Here is a 16,540-nt window from a genome sequence, read left to right as displayed (position 1 = left end):
CAGGCATAAGAACGGCTAACAGGCTTACAGGAAGCACCTAAGTTCATTCTATAATAGATATAATTCAACGTTGTAAGCTGATAACGTGGAGGACTTACTTTCTATGAAGCGTTGATAAGGAAAGCAATAATGAGAATAGTTATTGTATAACTTAACTTTATATCAGTGAAAGTGGTGGCACAGTACCGATGAAAGGTCTAATCAACCCGAAGGGATAACCACTAGACTAATGAAGATTCAATTAATCATGCAAGGCAAATCTTTATCGGTTAATAAGGTTCTCGTAAGACTAAAAGAGGTTTACCTCCCATGGGAGGCACCGACTTATTGAAACGGAAGAATTGAGACACGGAAGACGTTACGATTTCAGAAGTGTTGATGACTAAATCGAATTGGATTAGTTGGAACGCCGTATGAGGTGAAAGTCTCATGTACGGTGTGGACGGGGGGAAAAGGGAGCGATAACTTCAAACCCTTACCTATCTGTATGAATATCACGTTTAAAGAACATTGGTATGAATGAAGAAATTGTGAATATTTTCACTTAAACTAACCGAGCGGTTTTGTGTTATAATTCCCAGTTGTTATGATACATACCTTAATTGTTGAAAATAAAAGTATAGCCTGTTAAGATTAATTATACAAACACAAGAAGGTTAGGTGAAGAAGTTCGGCATAGTAGAAGTTTGATTTTCGTGAACTTTATTATGACTGGAGATAGTAAAACAATCAATTTCAAGCAAAATAAATAGGTATGATTAAATGCTTATTTGTTATGCTCAAAATTGATGTTTTGCTCTCCGGATGAATTCTCCTTTTTAAACCGTAGAGTAAAATCTCTACGGTTTTTTTGTGTTTAAAAATAGAGGAGGAATTAATTTATGTTTATTGATTTAATGCAGCAATTACAAAAGCCAGAAAAGTTCAAACAGCCGGATAAGATGTTTTGGAAAGACCCACATATCGCAAAGTATTTGTTAGAAGCTCACCTTGATCCAAATAATGAAGGAGCTAGTAGAAATACTAATTTTATCGATCAATCTGTTGATTTTATTAAAAAGATAGCAACCAAAAAAGGTGATCAAAATATCATTGATTTTGGTTGCGGACCCGGGCTTTATTGTGAACGATTAGCCAAGAGAGGTTATGACGTTACAGGAGTCGACTTTTCTGAGAACTCAATTAAATACGCTAAAGATAGTGCAAAAGATAAGGGGTTAGATATAAAATATCGTAACGAAAATTATTTATATTTAACTAACGAAAATCAATATGATTTTGCGACACTTATATACTGTGATTATGGGGCTCTTGCACCTAATGACCGCAAGAAATTACTACAAAATATATGTAGGAGTTTAATAAAAGGTGGAAGTTTCCTTTTAGATGTTTTTACTGAGCATAAATACAATGTTTTTTCGGAAGGTAATAATTGGTATTTAAGAGATGAAGGAGGTTTTTGGTCTCCTGAATCATATATAGAATTGACCCAAAATTTAAAGTATGATGGTTACATTTCGCTTGAACAAACGACTGTCATAACCAAACAAAAAACGGAAACTTACTATATTTGGAATCAATATTTTACAAAAGAAATGATCTTGGGTGAATTAGAAGAAGCAGGTTTTACTTTAATATCAATTTACAATGATGTAACTGGTGAAGAGTATCAGGAAGGAAATGATACAATGGCCTTATTATTAGAGAAAAGCTACTAGGGGATTAATATTTTCCCTAAAACAATTAGTATAAAGTTTGTGAATGAATGTACTTAAACAAAAGAGCGAGTTTATCAAGCAACGCGTCTTTTTGTATAAGTCCATTTAATTGAATAAGAGAAGGTATTATTCGCAAGTAAATCGAAGTTAATCAGAAGATGTTATTTAGTTTAACATTGGAACGTACTACTTAACATTAAAGGAGGAAATCGATTATGAGCGACACACAGACATTACGGGGACTCACCACAGTCAGTTTTTGGACGGAAGATCTAGCAGCGGCAAAGAAGTGGTACTCCGAGCTATTGGGCATCGAACCATACTTCGAACTTCCAGGATATGCCGAGTTTCGCCTTGGCGACTACCAGCACGAGCTGGGCCTGATCGATAGCCGTTACGCACCCGATGGGTCAGCGACCGGCCCGGCAGGTGCTGTAGTGTACTGGCACGTCGATGATGTAACAGCAACTTTCAAGAAGCTGCTGTCTATGGGAGCGAAAGAGTACGAGGCACCCACAGAGCGCGGCGAGGGATTCATCACTGCTTCCGTAGTCGATCCCTTTGGGAATATTCTAGGTATTATGTACAATCAGCACTATTTGGAGGTTCTGACCAGAAAAGCGTGACCCTCCCGTCGGCATTCACAGTTCACCAAGGCTTGGCCAAGATGCACTGTGGGGCGTAGCGATTATCTGTGCAGTGGTAGCTGTCTCGATTTATGTTATGTTTTCCCCACAACTGTTCGGTATTCAACTACTATTCTGGAAGACAAAAAGCAAAAAGAAGAGTGAAAAGGGCTTCACGAGGTAGTATTAGTAAAGGACTATTCCAGAATAGGGCGCTATAGTGGAGGAACGGGAGTTTATCTAAAAAACATAAAATGGAGGAGAACTTCTTTCTCCTCCTAAATACGTAATAATAATTATAAACGACCCATTATTGTTGAGCCAAAGAGGCGCTTAGTCATTTCTCCACCTACAGAACCGTTAGCTCTTGAAGATGTTTCAGCACCAAGGTTAACACCAAACTCTGATGCGATTTCAAACTTCATTTGTTCAATAGCTTGTTTAGAACCTGGAACAACAATTGATTGCTGTTATTATTTCGTGCCATTCAAATCATCTCCTTAAAAGATTGTAAGAGTTGGATTATGCAAGCTTGCTTAATAGTAGTTTAAGGTTTTTTTATGTTAAAGGCTGAGGTAAACTCTTTCATTCAACAAGCAATTACCATACTTTCTCAAAGAAAAGTATGGTATAGTGATTTTAATATTAATCGATTGCTGCTGTGGAATGAAAGGTGGCGTACTGTGGAAAATAACTTATTCACTAATATTAAATATGCAAGAGTATATGAACAAATTGTAGAGCAAATTAGAGAACTAATTAAAGAAGGAAAGATACTTCCTGGTGAGCGTCTGCCTGGCGAGCGGGATCTTTCTACTATGCTTGGATGCAGTAGAACTTCCCTGAGAGAAGCTCTTCGGGTATTAGAAGCTGAAGGAATTGTTATTGCAAAACCAGGCGGTGGACGTTATGTACAGAATGTCGATCAACGTCTCGTTATGGAATATAGCTTTGATCCTGTAGATCTCATGAAAACAACCTCTATTATTTATTTTTTAGAAGTCCGTGAAATGATTGAACCAAAGATTGCAGCGCTTGCTTGTGAACGAGCTACTGAAGAAGACTTTTTAAAAATGGAAAAAGCTTTGTTGAAAGTTGAAGCAGAACGAAAGGATATTGATGAAAAGCTGGTACGAGACAGTATGTTTCATTTAGCGCTTGCAGAAGCAACTCATAATTTTGTGCTTGTAACTACACTTGAAACAAATTTAAATATGCTTCAGCAAATAAGGCTGAAAACTTTATTATCGCCTGACAGGCTGGAACGTTCAAGTGCAGAACACCGAGCTATTTTTGATGCAGTGAAAAGCCGGAAACCAAAAGATGCATCAGAAGCAATGGCTGCACATTTGCAGCGATTACGAAAGAGCATCTTAAATAATCAATGATGAATTCTTTGACCCTATCATTTATAGATAGGGTTTTTATGTTAAAAATATGTTGACGTTTTCAAATAAGTAGGGCATAATCAAAATTAATTAACTGGTCTGACCAGTAAACCATAAGACCAATTTAAATGGAGGGAAAAATATGACACTAAAAAACGTTGGACCGTTAACAGGCTTAAAAATTATAGATGTCTCCAGCGTCATTGCTGCACCTTTTGCAGCTTGCCTGCTTGGGGATTTGGGAGCTGAAGTTATAAAGGTCGAACTCCCTGGTAAAGGAGATGCTACAAGAGGACTTGGGCCTTGGAAAGGTGAAGAGTCGTTAAGGTGGCCTGGGCTATCAAGAAATAAACGTTCTTTAACACTTGATATTCGTAAAGAAGAAGGAAAAGAGATATTTAAAGAACTAGTTAGGACAGCTGATGCTGTGATTGAAAATTTTCGTCCAGGTACATTAGAAAAATGGGGTCTGGGATACGAGGTCTTGAAAGAAGTAAACCCTAATATCGTTTTAACAAGACAATCCGGTTATGGTCAGACAGGTCCTTATGCAGAGAAAGCAGGTTTTGGAACTCCTTGCACTGCTTTTTCAGGTTATACGTATTTGCAGGGATTTTCAGACAGACCTCCTGTAAGCCCTGCCTTTTCATTGTTGGATTATGTTTCGGGGGTTTTTGTGGCTTTCGGAACTGTAAGCGCTCTCTATCATAGGGATAAAAACGATGCAGAAGGACAAGTAGTTGAATTAGGCTTGTACGAAGCCATGTTCCGAATGATGGAGTTCCTAATTGCTGAGTATGATCAATTGGGGAAAGTAAGAGAAAGAAGCCCAATGTTGGCAGGGCACTCCAGTCCGGCTGGCACGTACCAGACAAAAGATGGGAAATGGGTGGTTCTTGTCTGCAGTACAGAAAAAACATGGATTAGATTGGCGAAATCAATGGGGAGAGCAGATTTAATTGATGATCCACGGTATAAAACAAATATGGAACGAATGCAAAATGATGAAGGTTTGCAAGAGGTTGTGAAAAAGTTTATTGGAAGTCTTAATAATGATGAGCTTATTGAAAAAATGGATACTGACGGTGTGCCAATTTCACCAATTTTAAGTATTGAAGATATTTTCAATAACCCACAGTACAAAGCGCGAGAAAACATTTTAGAAGTAGAACATCCTCGTCTTGGGTCTGTAAAAGTGCCTGGAATCGTACCGAAGTTTTCTGCAACTCCAGGAAGAATTAGACATCGCGCTCCAGAACTTGGTGAACACAACGAAGAAATTCTTAAAAATGAAATTGGCTTAACTGAAGAACAAATTGAACAATTATATGAAAAAGGAGTTATTTAATATGATTGAAAACAAATTGATGCTCCCTGAAAAAGTGACAATTTGGGAAGTATGTCCTCGGGATGGATTTCAAATGGAACGCAAATGGATTCCGACGGAAGAAAAGATTCGCCTTATTCATCGTTTTGTTTATACAGGTATCCAGCATATTGAAGTTACTTCGTTTGTTCATCCAAAAGCCATTCCACAGCTAAAGGATGCAGAAGAAGTTGTAAAAAGCATTCAAGATTTAACAGACGTAAAATTTCGTGCCTTAATTCCGAATGTGAAGGGAGCAGAACGAGCCATCAGTGTAGGCGTAAAAAAGCTGAAATTGTTACTTTCTGCAACTGATTCTCATAGTCTGTCAAATTCTAACGCCACGGTTAAAGAGGCACAAGCAAATCTACTTTCAATTGTTGACCTAGCCAATAAAAGCAATGTCGAAGTCAGTGGATCAATCGCTGTTGCTTTTGGTTGTCCTTTTGAAGGAAAAGTTCCTGTTGAACGATTACTATCAATCCTTGAAGACTACCGTAAAATGGGGATAACTGAGATTTCTTTAGCAGATACAAGCGGTTCAGGTGACCCAAAACTTGTTTATGACGTTTTAGGTATAATGAAACAAGAGTTTCCAGGATTCATATTTTCAATGCATCTTCATAATACAAGGGGGATGGCATTTGCAAATGCAGTAGCAGCACTCCAACAGGGTGTTACTATTTTTGATAGTTCAATAGCAGGTCTTGGAGGCTGTCCATATGCACCAAATGCAGCAGGCAATATTGCATCTGAAGATATCGTTCATGCATTTCATGAAATGGGTATAAGGACAGGAATTGATTTAGATAAATTGCTTGAGGCGGCAAAAGAGGTTAAGAAAACGATTGGACATGACGGAGGAAGCTTTCTGTTGAAAGCTGGTCCAAATTCAAAGCTGCACTGTAAACCCGAAGGTCAGGAAAAACTTGGATAAGAAAAGGTTTAGGGAGCCTTTTCTTGTCCATTAAATGAAAACGTTATCTAAAAAGTGGGGTGGAGAAATTGTTAACATTTTTAGGGTTTTTAATGATCGTCGTTTTTATGTATTTAATTATGAGTAATAAAATGAACGCTCTGAATGCTCTTATAATCATTCCGGCATTATTTGCTCTTTTGGCAGGTTTCACAGATGTGGGCGACATGATTTTAAGTGGAGCTGAAACGGTAGCTTCAACCGCCATCATGGTGACTTTCGCCATATTGTATTTTGGAACTTTGATTGATGCGGGAATGTTTGATCCATTAGTGAATAAAGTGATTAAAATTTCAAAAGGTGACCCTCTTAAAATAACAATTGGAACGGCCCTTCTTTCTTTGCTGGTAGGTTTAGACGGCGATGGAACCATTACGTATCTAATCGTTGTTACAGCATTTTTGCCCCTTTATGAACGTTTAGGCATGAACAAACTAATCCTCGCTTGTTTACCTGCGATGTCGATGGGGATTATGAATGTTCTTCCTTGGGGTGGGCCGACTGCACGTGTTATGTCTGTTTTTAACTATGATGCGATGACAATACTTACTCCACTGATTCCTTCAATTCTCGCAGCGGCCCTTTATGTGTTAGGCCTGGGCGTTTTCTTTGGTTTGAAAGAAAGAAAAAGGCTGGGTATTCAGGAGGTTTCTGCAGATTTTCAGGTGGAAGAGGAAATGGCAGCAACTGTGATGGATGTGTCAGCTGAATCATTAAAAAGACCTAAACTATTTTGGTTTAATCTGGTTATAACCATTTTATTGGTTTTAGGGTTATTAACAGCTGTCCTTCCATTACCTGCTTTGTTTATGCTCGGATTCGTTTTAGTAACCATTGTCAATTATCCAAATTTAAACGATCAAAAAGCAAGAATAGAAGCACACGCTGGAAATGTATTGACTGTTGTTTCACTTATATTTGCTGGAGGAGCATTCGCCGGGATATTAGAAGGTACTGGAATGGTAGATGCCATGGCAACTTCTATAGTCCAAGTGATTCCTGATTTCCTTGCTCCTCAACTTCCATTAATTGTGGGTTTAACGAGCATGCCATTTACTTTCTTTATGGCAAATGATCCTTACTATTTTGGGATTGTTCCAATTCTAGCTGAAACCGCTTCACAAATTGGGATTGATAAACTAGAAATTGCTCAAGCGTCACTTCTTGGTCAGCCTCTCCATTTGTTAAGTCCGCTTGTTGGCTCTGTTTACGTATTAATCGGCCTTGTTGGTGTGAATTTCCAGGAACATATTAAATTTTCTACGAAATACGCTGTTGGTAGCGCTCTTGTAATGATAGTGGTTGGTATTATTACAGGTGCATTGTCCATTTAATTGTAATACTGTAAAGACTCTGGTGCTTATACTCCAACTAAATAATCTTAGTTGTATTAAAAATAAGCAACTGCTCAGGTTGAGTAATTAAAAGAAAAAGTAACCTACCCTCTACCGTTTTGCCGAACAGACAGGGTGGTTACTTTTTCTGGTTTATGGCGATGATTGCTACGACTAGCATTCCTCTTGTGTATCTTTTTTCGTCATCATCAGCAATCACACCCTTTCGGGGAACCGCTGCCCACTCCTTGCCTTATAAGGCAAGGAGTTTGTTCGTAATCATGGTATGAAAAGGATGTTATTACAACAAGCGAAGAACGAATAAACGTGTACTTATATTAGCTCGTAAAGTGTCTCAAGACTGTATTTTATTAAATAAAAAGCTGAAAGCCTTAATGCTGTAAATTAACTGAAGAAGGAATTTTATTTCTTAATAAAAATGGAAAAAATGATACATTTAACCCAGCTGGAGAGGGATGTTTGGATAGAAAGAGTATTAGGTAACTGGAAAGGGTGTTTTTAAAAAAATTGAAAGATGAAATTATTTCATATATACTTAGTTTACGTGATAAACAAACTTACTTAATGAAAGGAGTGAGTGCCCCTGATAGATTCTTTAAAGTAACGACATGACATAATATTTTAAATAAGAAGAGTGGTTTAGATGCTTTCAACGTTCTAGTTGGTGAGGTAGTTGTTCGTTAAATAAAAGGTACCTTTTTTGTTTCAACAACTAAATTTTTCAAAGGAAAATCTTTAGTTTATAAAGTGATTGAAGAAAAGTGTCTCCGTTATAATTAAAAGTATTTAGACCAAAGTGAAATCGTTATATTTCACCTCCACATAATCTTTTGACAAATATTTTAATAATCAGGATTTGAGGAGCCTATACGTTTTTGTAATCGATGGTACTATAATAATAATTTAATAGAAAGAGGGGGTTAAATGGGGAAGATTCTCAACATAGCTAATTTTTACCGATTATTAGAATGGATCATGTGGTTAGTTTATATTAATCTATTATGGGTAGGTAGTGTACTTTTGGGACTAATTGTATTCGGTGTTTTTCCAGCAACAGTTGCAATGTTTACAGTCATTCGTCATCTGATTATAAAAGATGCTACTGGAAAGCAAATTTTTAAGACATTTGTTTTTACCTATAAAAGAGAGTTTTTAAAGTCTAATGGGATCGGTATCATCATGACATCAATAGGCTATTTTCTATATCTTGATTTCTTGTTTATTCGCAATATTACAGGATTTTCTTATTATGTATTTTATACAGGCTTAATTTTTGTAGGTATTCTTTATCTTATTACCTTACTATACATTCTACCTGTTTACGTCCATTACGAATTAAAGTTTTTTCAATACTTTAAGCATGCAATTTTAATCGGTATAGTTAGTCCTTTCATGACGGTGGGCATTATAATCGGATTAACTCTCTTATATTTTCTACTTGTTTCTATACCAGGCCTTATTCCATTTATAACTTCTAGTATAATTGCTTTAATTATCATGGTTTGTTCACTAGTTGTTTTTAATAGACTTGATTATAAGCAGCGAGCAAATGAGATCTCTAAGTGACGATATTGGGGATAAAATGGTAACAGCTTAAAATGAAAGCGTTATTATTTCAAGGTGATGTTGATTTATCTAGTGCCTTTGTGAATGGAGGAATGATTGCGGTGGCTTTCAAAGTATTCTTAGTGGATGATGATCGATATGTGCGTAAAGGATTGATTAATCTTATTGATTGGAAAGGCTGTGGCTTCGAAGTCTGTGAAGAAGCAGATAATGGGGAAGATGCTTTGGAGTATATTCAAAAGTTTAATCCAGATTTAGTCATTACAGACATTAAGATGCCTGTCCTCGATGGTCTTGAATTAATAAAGCATACAGTCGATCTAAAAAAAACAAGACCAAACTTCATTATTATTAGTGGGTATAGTGATTTTAGCTACGCACAAAGGGCTGTTAAGTATGGTGTACACGATTTTATATTAAAACCAGTAGATAAAGAGGAAATTGAAGATACACTTAGAAAAGTAGCAGATAAGTATACAAAAGAATTACAGTTAACAAGAAATAGAGAAAATTTTCTTGCAGCGACTGCTTTCAATGATTTAATAACAGGAGAACTTGAAGAAGATCTCTTCTATGGTTGTGTTAAAAAACTAAATATTGATCAATCAATAGGATTTGCCTACATTATCATAGAGGTAAATAACGTGGCTGTAAATACTATAAAGATACGTGAAATTATTAGCAAAACCATTCATGGTGAGGATTTAAATGCTACTACTTTGTTTCGTGAACACGATAATAACCGTATTGGCTTATTAGTCAAGAATGAAGAAATTCAACAATTTAGCAGTGATATTGTTCATTTTTCAGAAACATTAAAAGCTCAGCTAACGATTCATTTGAAGACAGATGTCACCATCTACGTCGGAAGGTTAGTAGACCATCCAATTAATATTAAGGATTCTTATGAAGCGGCAATGAAGGTACTTCAATTTAAGTATGTGGAAGCATCAGATAAACCGATTGTATATGGCAAAACAAAGAATAAGTCTATTAATTACATTGAGCTTGATCAAACACAATACCAATCGTTAATGGAACATATAGAAGAAAATCGAATCTCTGAAATTAGAAAAAACGTTGCAATGATGTTTGAACAGTTTCAAGTAAAAGCTTTCGCGAAAGATGCAGTAAGAACATCTATAAATCGGGTTGTACATGAAGTGGTTAAAACCTTACAGTCGATGGATGGGGATGAAAGTAAGTTAACTTTATTACAGAATATGTTAAATTGGGACAACCAGCCTCGAACTTTATCTGAAATTAAGAACTTGTTTCTAGACTTTTTATTAGAGGCAGCTGCTCTGTTAAATCAGCTCAATAAGGAGTGTGGGTCAGGAAACATAAGAAGAATAAAAAAATACGTAGATACTCACTACAAAGAGGACCTCACATTGAAAACTATAGCGAATAAATTCTTTATGAATCCGGTCTACATGGGTCAATTGTTTAAAAAAACATATGGCATGTATTTTAAAGATTATATTCTACAAGTGCGAATAAATGAAGCGAAAAGAAAATTGAGGCAGACAGATATGCGAATCTATCAGGTAGCAGAATGTGTGGGTTTTTCGAATCCTGATTACTTTGTCACTCAATTTGAAAAAACGACTGGGATGACACCAACTCAATATCGAAAAAAACTATAATGGAAGATTTTAAGATGGAGATAAAATGAATCGATTCAATTTTAATAATATAGGATTAAGAAATAAGCTGTTAATTATTTATATTGTTTCCGTTTTCATCCCAATCACATTAACACACATCGCATTTTATCAAATTACTTCCAACAATGTCAGAACACAAAAGGTGAATGACATATCCCTTTCTGTAAAGCAAATTTCGAATGATTTTCGTACAGCGATAGATGATGCTGTAGAAATTTCATCTAAGTTATATACGGATTATGAGTTGTACAATTTTCTAGAAAACAAGTACGAAAAAACCATAGATTTTATCCATGCTTATCACGATTATTACATAGGAATTTATAAAGAAGTGCCACTTTTTTCAACTGTTCGTTCATTAAACTTATATACAAATAATGATACAGTTATTTATGCAGGAGGTGTCAATAAAATTGATACCCTTGTTAAAGAGTCTCATTGGTATAAGGAATCAGAGTTAATTAGACAATCTTATCCTGTTTTGACTCGTCGAATTGGAGAATCAGGAAAGCTGGATACATTTAGTTTGATAAGAGAAATGGATTATTATAAAACAAAAGATTCCACACAGAAAATTCTAGAATTACAATTCGATTTAGGATTAATGGAGCATATTTTTCATAATGTGACTTTTCCAGGTGATATTTATTTACTGGATGAGCAAGGGATAATTGAATATACGACAAATCCAAAGGTGAATTGGTCAGAAGGAGATATCCAATATCATTCTCTTACATTATCAAAGGATGCGTTGGTTTTTGAAGAATCATTTAATGTGCCTTATTTAAATAATTGGAAGGTAGTGGGTGTTACTCAAGAGAGGTTATTACTTGAGGAGGTTCAAGATTCCCGCAATTTTATTCTCTATTTAGCTCTTATTAATTTAGTCTTTCCATCTCTTTTTATTGTTTATATAACAAGTTCCCTTCATTTACGTATCTTACGTATATTAAAGCATATGAGGAAAGCAGAGGGTCAAAACTTTGAACTGATTAAAGGTGTGAACTATCAGGATGAAATAGGTGAGCTTACTCAAGCATTTAATCGGATGGCTTCCAAAATTAAGGAGCTTATCAATGATGTATATATAGCCGATATTCAAAAAAAGGATTTAGAATTACAACGTAAACAAGCACAACTAAGTGCTTTACAAAGTCAGATTAACCCACATTTCCTATTTAATGTATTGGAAACCATTCGGATGAGAAGTATTCTAAAGAAAGAGGAAGAAACAGCAAAAATTATTCAAAATATGGCGAAAATGCTTAGAAAATCTTTCATATGGGGAAAAGATTGGGTCAGCGTAGAAGAAGAAATTTATTTAATAAACTGCTTTTTAGAAATACAACATTATCGATTTGATGACAAAATGCAATACCATATCGAGGTTGACCCTGAGGCAAAAAAGTGCATTATTCCGAACATGTCTCTTATTCCTTTTGTAGAAAATGCAAGTATACATGGAATTGAACCGATAAAACGAAACGGTTTGATCAACATATCGATAAAGTGCCATGGTGATGCAATAATATGTGAGATAAAGGATAATGGGCAGGGTATTGAAAAAGAAGAATACGAAAGGTTAATGCAATCTATTGAAGAGGTTGAAAGCATTGGTGAACATGTGGGGATAAAAAATGTTTACTATCGTTTAAAGTTGCATTATTCAAATCACTTTGATTTTAAAGTGAAAAGTGCAGAGGGAGAAGGAACGACAGTTAGAATCGTTTTACCATTTCAAAAGTAAAAATCCAGCGTTATCATAGCATTCTAAATTAGATAACAATCTAACTTTGATGCCAATACGTGTCGGTCGTATGACCGATGTGTATTGGTTTCATTTATTTGGAAGAATTTCGTGACAGAGATAGTCGTCATTCAGATTGTTTTATAAGTTTTAAAACATATACATCTATATTTCAATGTTTTAGTTCTACTTAAGTTGCTATAGTTTACAAAGTAAAAACTATACTTTATATGGTCACTTTAGATTGGCAGTAGAGATATAATGAAAGTGCTTACAGAGGTGAGATAACAGTATTACATTGTATTATGTATTATTTAACATTAACAAAGGGGGAGTCAAAATGTTAAAAAGAAGGTCTATATTTCTAGCTTTTGCTCTAGTGGTCATGTTGTTTATTGTTACTGCATGTACGAAAGTTGAAGAATCGGGAAAAGATCATAAATCTAGTGAAAACGGAGAAGTTTTTACTTACACATTCTTTAATGCATCTTCAACAGGAAAAGATGTTAATACGGGTGATACTAAGATTGGGAAAATGTTCGAAGAGGCAACAGGAGTTAACTTTGATATTGAACATATTGTAGGGGATAGTAACCAAAAGATCGGTACAATGATCGCTAGTGGTGAATATCCGGAATTACTAAATGCTCAAAATGCAACAGCGGATGTTATTAATGCAGGTGGATTTGTACCGCTAAATGATCTTATTGAAGAGCATGCTCCAAACCTAAGAAAGTTGTATGACCCAATCTGGGAAAAAATGAAACAAGAGGATGGGAACATATATATTCTGCCATCTGGTGTCTCTAATGGATATTTAAAGCCTCCAAATGTTGGACAGAGTGCATTCTTTATTAAACGGGCAGCATTAAAAGAGCTTGGTTATCCACATCCTAAAACAATAGATGAATATTTTGATATCATTGAAAAATATTCAAAAGCCCATCCGACTACAAATGGTGCAGATACAATTCCGTATACATTATTACAGTATGATTGGCATGTTGGACAACTATTTGATCCGCCAGCCTTCTTATCAGGTGAGCAGGAAGGAATTATTGTTGATAATGATACACTAGATGTTTCCGTTTATCATAATAAGGATATTACCAAGAAATGGTTGGGAAAATTAAATGAATTAAACGAGAAAGGACTATTTGATAGAGAAGCTTTTACACAAAACTATGATGAGTATTTAGCTAAAATATCATCAGGACGTGTTGTAGGATGGTTTGGTCCTCGTTGGGAATCAGGTACAGCTTTAGATACGCTTGAGCAAGATGATGATCCTTATAATGATTTTATGGCGTTCCCTATTGTATTCGAGGAAGGAATCAAAGACCAGTACTTGAATCCGGAATCTTTTGTAACATCTCCAGGGATGGGACTAACGACAGGTACTCCTGAAGAAGATCAAATTAGGATTATTAAATTTTTAGATCACATCGCTAAAATTGATTCTCAAAAACTTATTACGTGGGGTATTGAGGGCGAAACGTATGAAGTAAATGAGGAAGGCCGTTTTCATCGAACACAGGAACAAATTGATTTAGTCAATAAAGAAGAGTTTAGAGATGAATTTGGGTTTTCTGCACTAGGATGGTATTGGCCAATTATGAGCGGAAAATTTGATGACGGTAATTCTGTTGATCCAGCTGTTCAACCTGAAGTTGCCCAGCTTGCATATGATGAAGTGGACAAAGAGTTTTTAAAAGCATATAACATTGAAACGTTTACTGATTTATTCACTGAGCCAGAACCAGCACCATGGTTCCCATTTTGGGATGCAACGATTGAGACTGGTTCTGAGGCACAGTTGTATGACCAACAGTCTCGTGATTTAATCAAACGATCATACCCGGATATCATACTTGCTGATCCATCTGATTTTGATGCCGAATGGAAAAAATTTAAGAAGGAATTTGAAAAGCTACCATATAAAGCCTATGAAGAAGTAATGGAGAAATCTGTTAAAAAAGAAGCTGAACTTGCCAAATAAGCAACAAAAGAATTTAAGGTGAAGGCTGAATGATTTATAGAAGGAAGTTCAGCCTTCCTTGTTTAAAATTTCCTTTGTGCTGCTTTTTTTTGTATCTGTAGTTAAAAGTTTTTATGGATTAAAGCTCACTAATTAAATGGGAATAGGAGGGAATAAAATGGGGCAATTACAAACAAAAGAAAAAGCGCTTTCATCTCCAAGGGTGCTACCAAATCAAGCAAAGGGAATGAAAGAATTCCTTAAAATATGCCGTAGTCAAAAAGCTTTATTATTGATGACAGTACCTTTTGTGATTTGGGTATTTATTTTTAAGTATTTTCCTGTCTGGGGATGGACAATGGCATTTCAGGATTTTAAACCAGCTCGTCCTTTTACAGAACAAGAATGGGTAGGCTTTAAACATTTCATCTTTCTATTCACAGATGATCGTTTCTTAGGAGTTCTCAGAAATACGCTGGCTCAAAGTCTCATTAATTTAATTTTAGGTTTTGTTACAGCGATTGGTTTAGCATTACTAATAAACGAATTAACAAATCTTAAATTTAAAAGAGTCGTTCAAACCATTAGCTATTTACCTCACTTCCTTTCTTGGGTTGTAGCTGCTGCACTTGTTTCATCTGTATTGTCTATTGATGGAATTATTAATGAAATATTGATGGGACTTCATCTTATTGACAAGGAAATTCTTTGGCTGGGCATCGGTGAGTATTTCTGGGGGATTTTAGGTGCTTCAGAAGTTTGGAAAAATGTAGGGTGGAATACCATTATTTATTTAGCGGCAATATCAATGATCGACCAAGAACAATATGAAGCAGCCAAAATTGATGGTGCTTCTCGATTACAAAGAATACGTTATATTACACTTCCTGGAATGAAGCAGGTTATTGTGATCCTTTTAATTATGAACATTGGGTATATTATTGAGGCTGGATTTGAACCTCAATATTTATTAGGGAATGGACAGAACGTAGAGTACTCCGAAAATATTGATGTATTTGTTATCAACTATGGTATATCAATGTTTAATTTTTCAATGGCTACTGCGGCAGGAGTGTTTAAAACGGTTATTAGTTTACTATTCTTGATGGCAGCTAATTCATTCTCGAAAAAAATGGGACAAGGCGGTTTATACTAGGGGGGTACAGAGTGAAAAGAGGTATAAAAGGAAAGAGTTTAATGAGAACGAGAGAAGATGTCGTCTTTGATACTTGTAACATTATTTTCATGATTTTAATTAGTATCATTATGCTATACCCATTTTTAAACCAAGTAGCCCTTTCTTTTAATGCTGCAACTGATTCTGTAAAAGGTGGAATCTATTTATGGCCAAGGGAATTTACTTTCCGTAACTACGAATATGTATTTACTCAAGCATCGATTATTCAGGCCATTTTTGTATCGGTAGCAAGAACAGTTATTGGTACAGGAATTGGATTATTATGTACTGCTATGGTGGCATATGCGATTGCACAAGAAAAGTTTATTTTCAAAAAATCGATAACAATCATTTTTATTATGACAATGTATTTTAATGGTGGATTAATTCCAACTTACCTTCTAATGAGAGATTTGCATTTAATTGGAACTTTTTGGGTGTATATTTTACCAGGATTAATTAGTGCATTTAATCTTATTATCATGCGTTCATTTATAGAAGGTCTTCCAAAAAGTCTATTTGAGCAAGCAAGAATTGATGGGGCTGGAGACTTTAGAGTTTTCTTTCAAATTGTGTTGCCTCTGTCCTTACCGGTATTAGCAACCGTATCACTATTTGTTGCTGTTGGCCAATGGAACCAATGGTTTGATGTATTTTTGTATAACTCAAGCAATGAAAATCTAACGACATTGCAATATGAGTTAATGAAAATTCTCCAAAATACTGCAACTTCAAACGGTGATTGGAATACCGCCCAAGCAAATGGTGAACATGCTGTCCAAGCTGTTACTCCTAAGTCAATTCAGGCAACGATGACCATTGTAGCGAGTCTACCAATTATTTGCGTGTATCCGTTTCTACAAAAATACTTTGTTAAGGGTATGACATTAGGGGCAGTTAAATAATTCAATCTTTTTTCTTTTAAGGATATAGCAAGTAATTTCATCTAAAGGAAAAAAAACAGGAAAGAAAG

At 35.4% G+C, this 16,540-nt stretch carries 12 protein-coding genes and 1 pseudogene; 12 read left to right on the top strand and 1 reads right to left on the bottom strand.

Annotated elements, in window-relative coordinates; translation table 11 throughout:
* The first annotated feature begins 881 nt into the window (after window positions 1-881).
* Window positions 882-1,718 (top strand): class I SAM-dependent methyltransferase, encoded by an 837-nt coding sequence (locus WQ54_RS13445; RefSeq protein WP_046517365.1) that lies wholly within the window; start codon window positions 882-884, stop codon window positions 1,716-1,718.
* A gap of 215 nt (window positions 1,719-1,933) precedes the next feature.
* Window positions 1,934-2,344, top strand: coding sequence for a VOC family protein (locus tag WQ54_RS13440; protein ID WP_046517363.1), 411 nt, complete (start codon window positions 1,934-1,936; stop codon window positions 2,342-2,344).
* A gap of 296 nt (window positions 2,345-2,640) precedes the next feature.
* On the opposite strand, the pseudogene WQ54_RS32645 reads toward WQ54_RS13440, so the two are convergent.
* Window positions 2,641-2,831: pseudogene (locus WQ54_RS32645) on the bottom strand (small, acid-soluble spore protein, alpha/beta type).
* Between the two features lie 196 nt (window positions 2,832-3,027).
* On the opposite strand from WQ54_RS32645, the gene WQ54_RS13435 reads away from it, so the two are divergent.
* The 10 genes from WQ54_RS13435 (at window position 3,028) to WQ54_RS13390 (ending at window position 16,472) form a co-directional block, all read left to right on the top strand.
* A complete protein-coding gene (locus tag WQ54_RS13435) occupies window positions 3,028-3,732 on the top strand; it encodes a FadR/GntR family transcriptional regulator (RefSeq protein ID WP_052737781.1) in 705 nt (234 codons plus the stop codon).
* Window positions 3,733-3,874: 142 nt separating this feature from the next.
* Window positions 3,875-5,080, top strand: coding sequence for a CaiB/BaiF CoA-transferase family protein (locus tag WQ54_RS13430; protein WP_046517362.1), 1,206 nt, complete (start codon window positions 3,875-3,877; stop codon window positions 5,078-5,080).
* A 1-nt stretch (window position 5,081) separates the two neighbouring features.
* Window positions 5,082-6,035, top strand: a complete 954-nt coding sequence (locus WQ54_RS13425) for a hydroxymethylglutaryl-CoA lyase (protein WP_084822038.1) — start codon at window positions 5,082-5,084, stop codon at window positions 6,033-6,035.
* Between the two features lie 68 nt (window positions 6,036-6,103).
* Complete coding sequence (locus WQ54_RS13420) at window positions 6,104-7,408, top strand: CitMHS family transporter (RefSeq protein WP_046517360.1); 1,305 nt, start codon at window positions 6,104-6,106, stop codon at window positions 7,406-7,408.
* 945 nt (window positions 7,409-8,353) lie between these two features.
* The gene (locus WQ54_RS13415; RefSeq protein WP_046517358.1) at window positions 8,354-8,995 is read left to right on the top strand and encodes a YesL family protein; all 642 of its coding nucleotides are present in this window, start codon (window positions 8,354-8,356) and stop codon (window positions 8,993-8,995) included.
* A gap of 32 nt (window positions 8,996-9,027) precedes the next feature.
* On the top strand, window positions 9,028-10,644 hold the full coding sequence (locus WQ54_RS13410; RefSeq protein ID WP_052737780.1) for a response regulator: 1,617 nt from the start codon (window positions 9,028-9,030) through the stop codon (window positions 10,642-10,644).
* 25 nt (window positions 10,645-10,669) lie between these two features.
* Window positions 10,670-12,412 carry a sensor histidine kinase gene (locus WQ54_RS13405; RefSeq protein WP_046517356.1) on the top strand — a complete coding sequence of 581 codons (1,743 nt, stop codon included), beginning with the start codon at window positions 10,670-10,672 and terminating at the stop codon, window positions 12,410-12,412.
* Between the two features lie 340 nt (window positions 12,413-12,752).
* On the top strand, window positions 12,753-14,411 hold the full coding sequence (locus WQ54_RS13400; RefSeq protein ID WP_046517355.1) for an extracellular solute-binding protein: 1,659 nt from the start codon (window positions 12,753-12,755) through the stop codon (window positions 14,409-14,411).
* A gap of 226 nt (window positions 14,412-14,637) precedes the next feature.
* Window positions 14,638-15,546 (top strand): sugar ABC transporter permease, encoded by a 909-nt coding sequence (locus WQ54_RS13395; protein ID WP_231597527.1) that lies wholly within the window; start codon window positions 14,638-14,640, stop codon window positions 15,544-15,546.
* Window positions 15,547-15,587: 41 nt separating this feature from the next.
* Window positions 15,588-16,472, top strand: a complete 885-nt coding sequence (locus tag WQ54_RS13390) for a carbohydrate ABC transporter permease (protein WP_046517377.1) — start codon at window positions 15,588-15,590, stop codon at window positions 16,470-16,472.
* Window positions 16,473-16,540 lie beyond the last annotated feature (68 nt).

Origin of the sequence: Bacillus sp. SA1-12, assembly GCF_000981385.1 — a bacterium.
GTDB lineage: Bacteria > Bacillota > Bacilli > Bacillales > Bacillaceae > Metabacillus.
The sequence above is the reverse complement of the archived record's forward strand: the minus strand, read 5'-3'. Positions and strand labels throughout refer to the sequence as shown.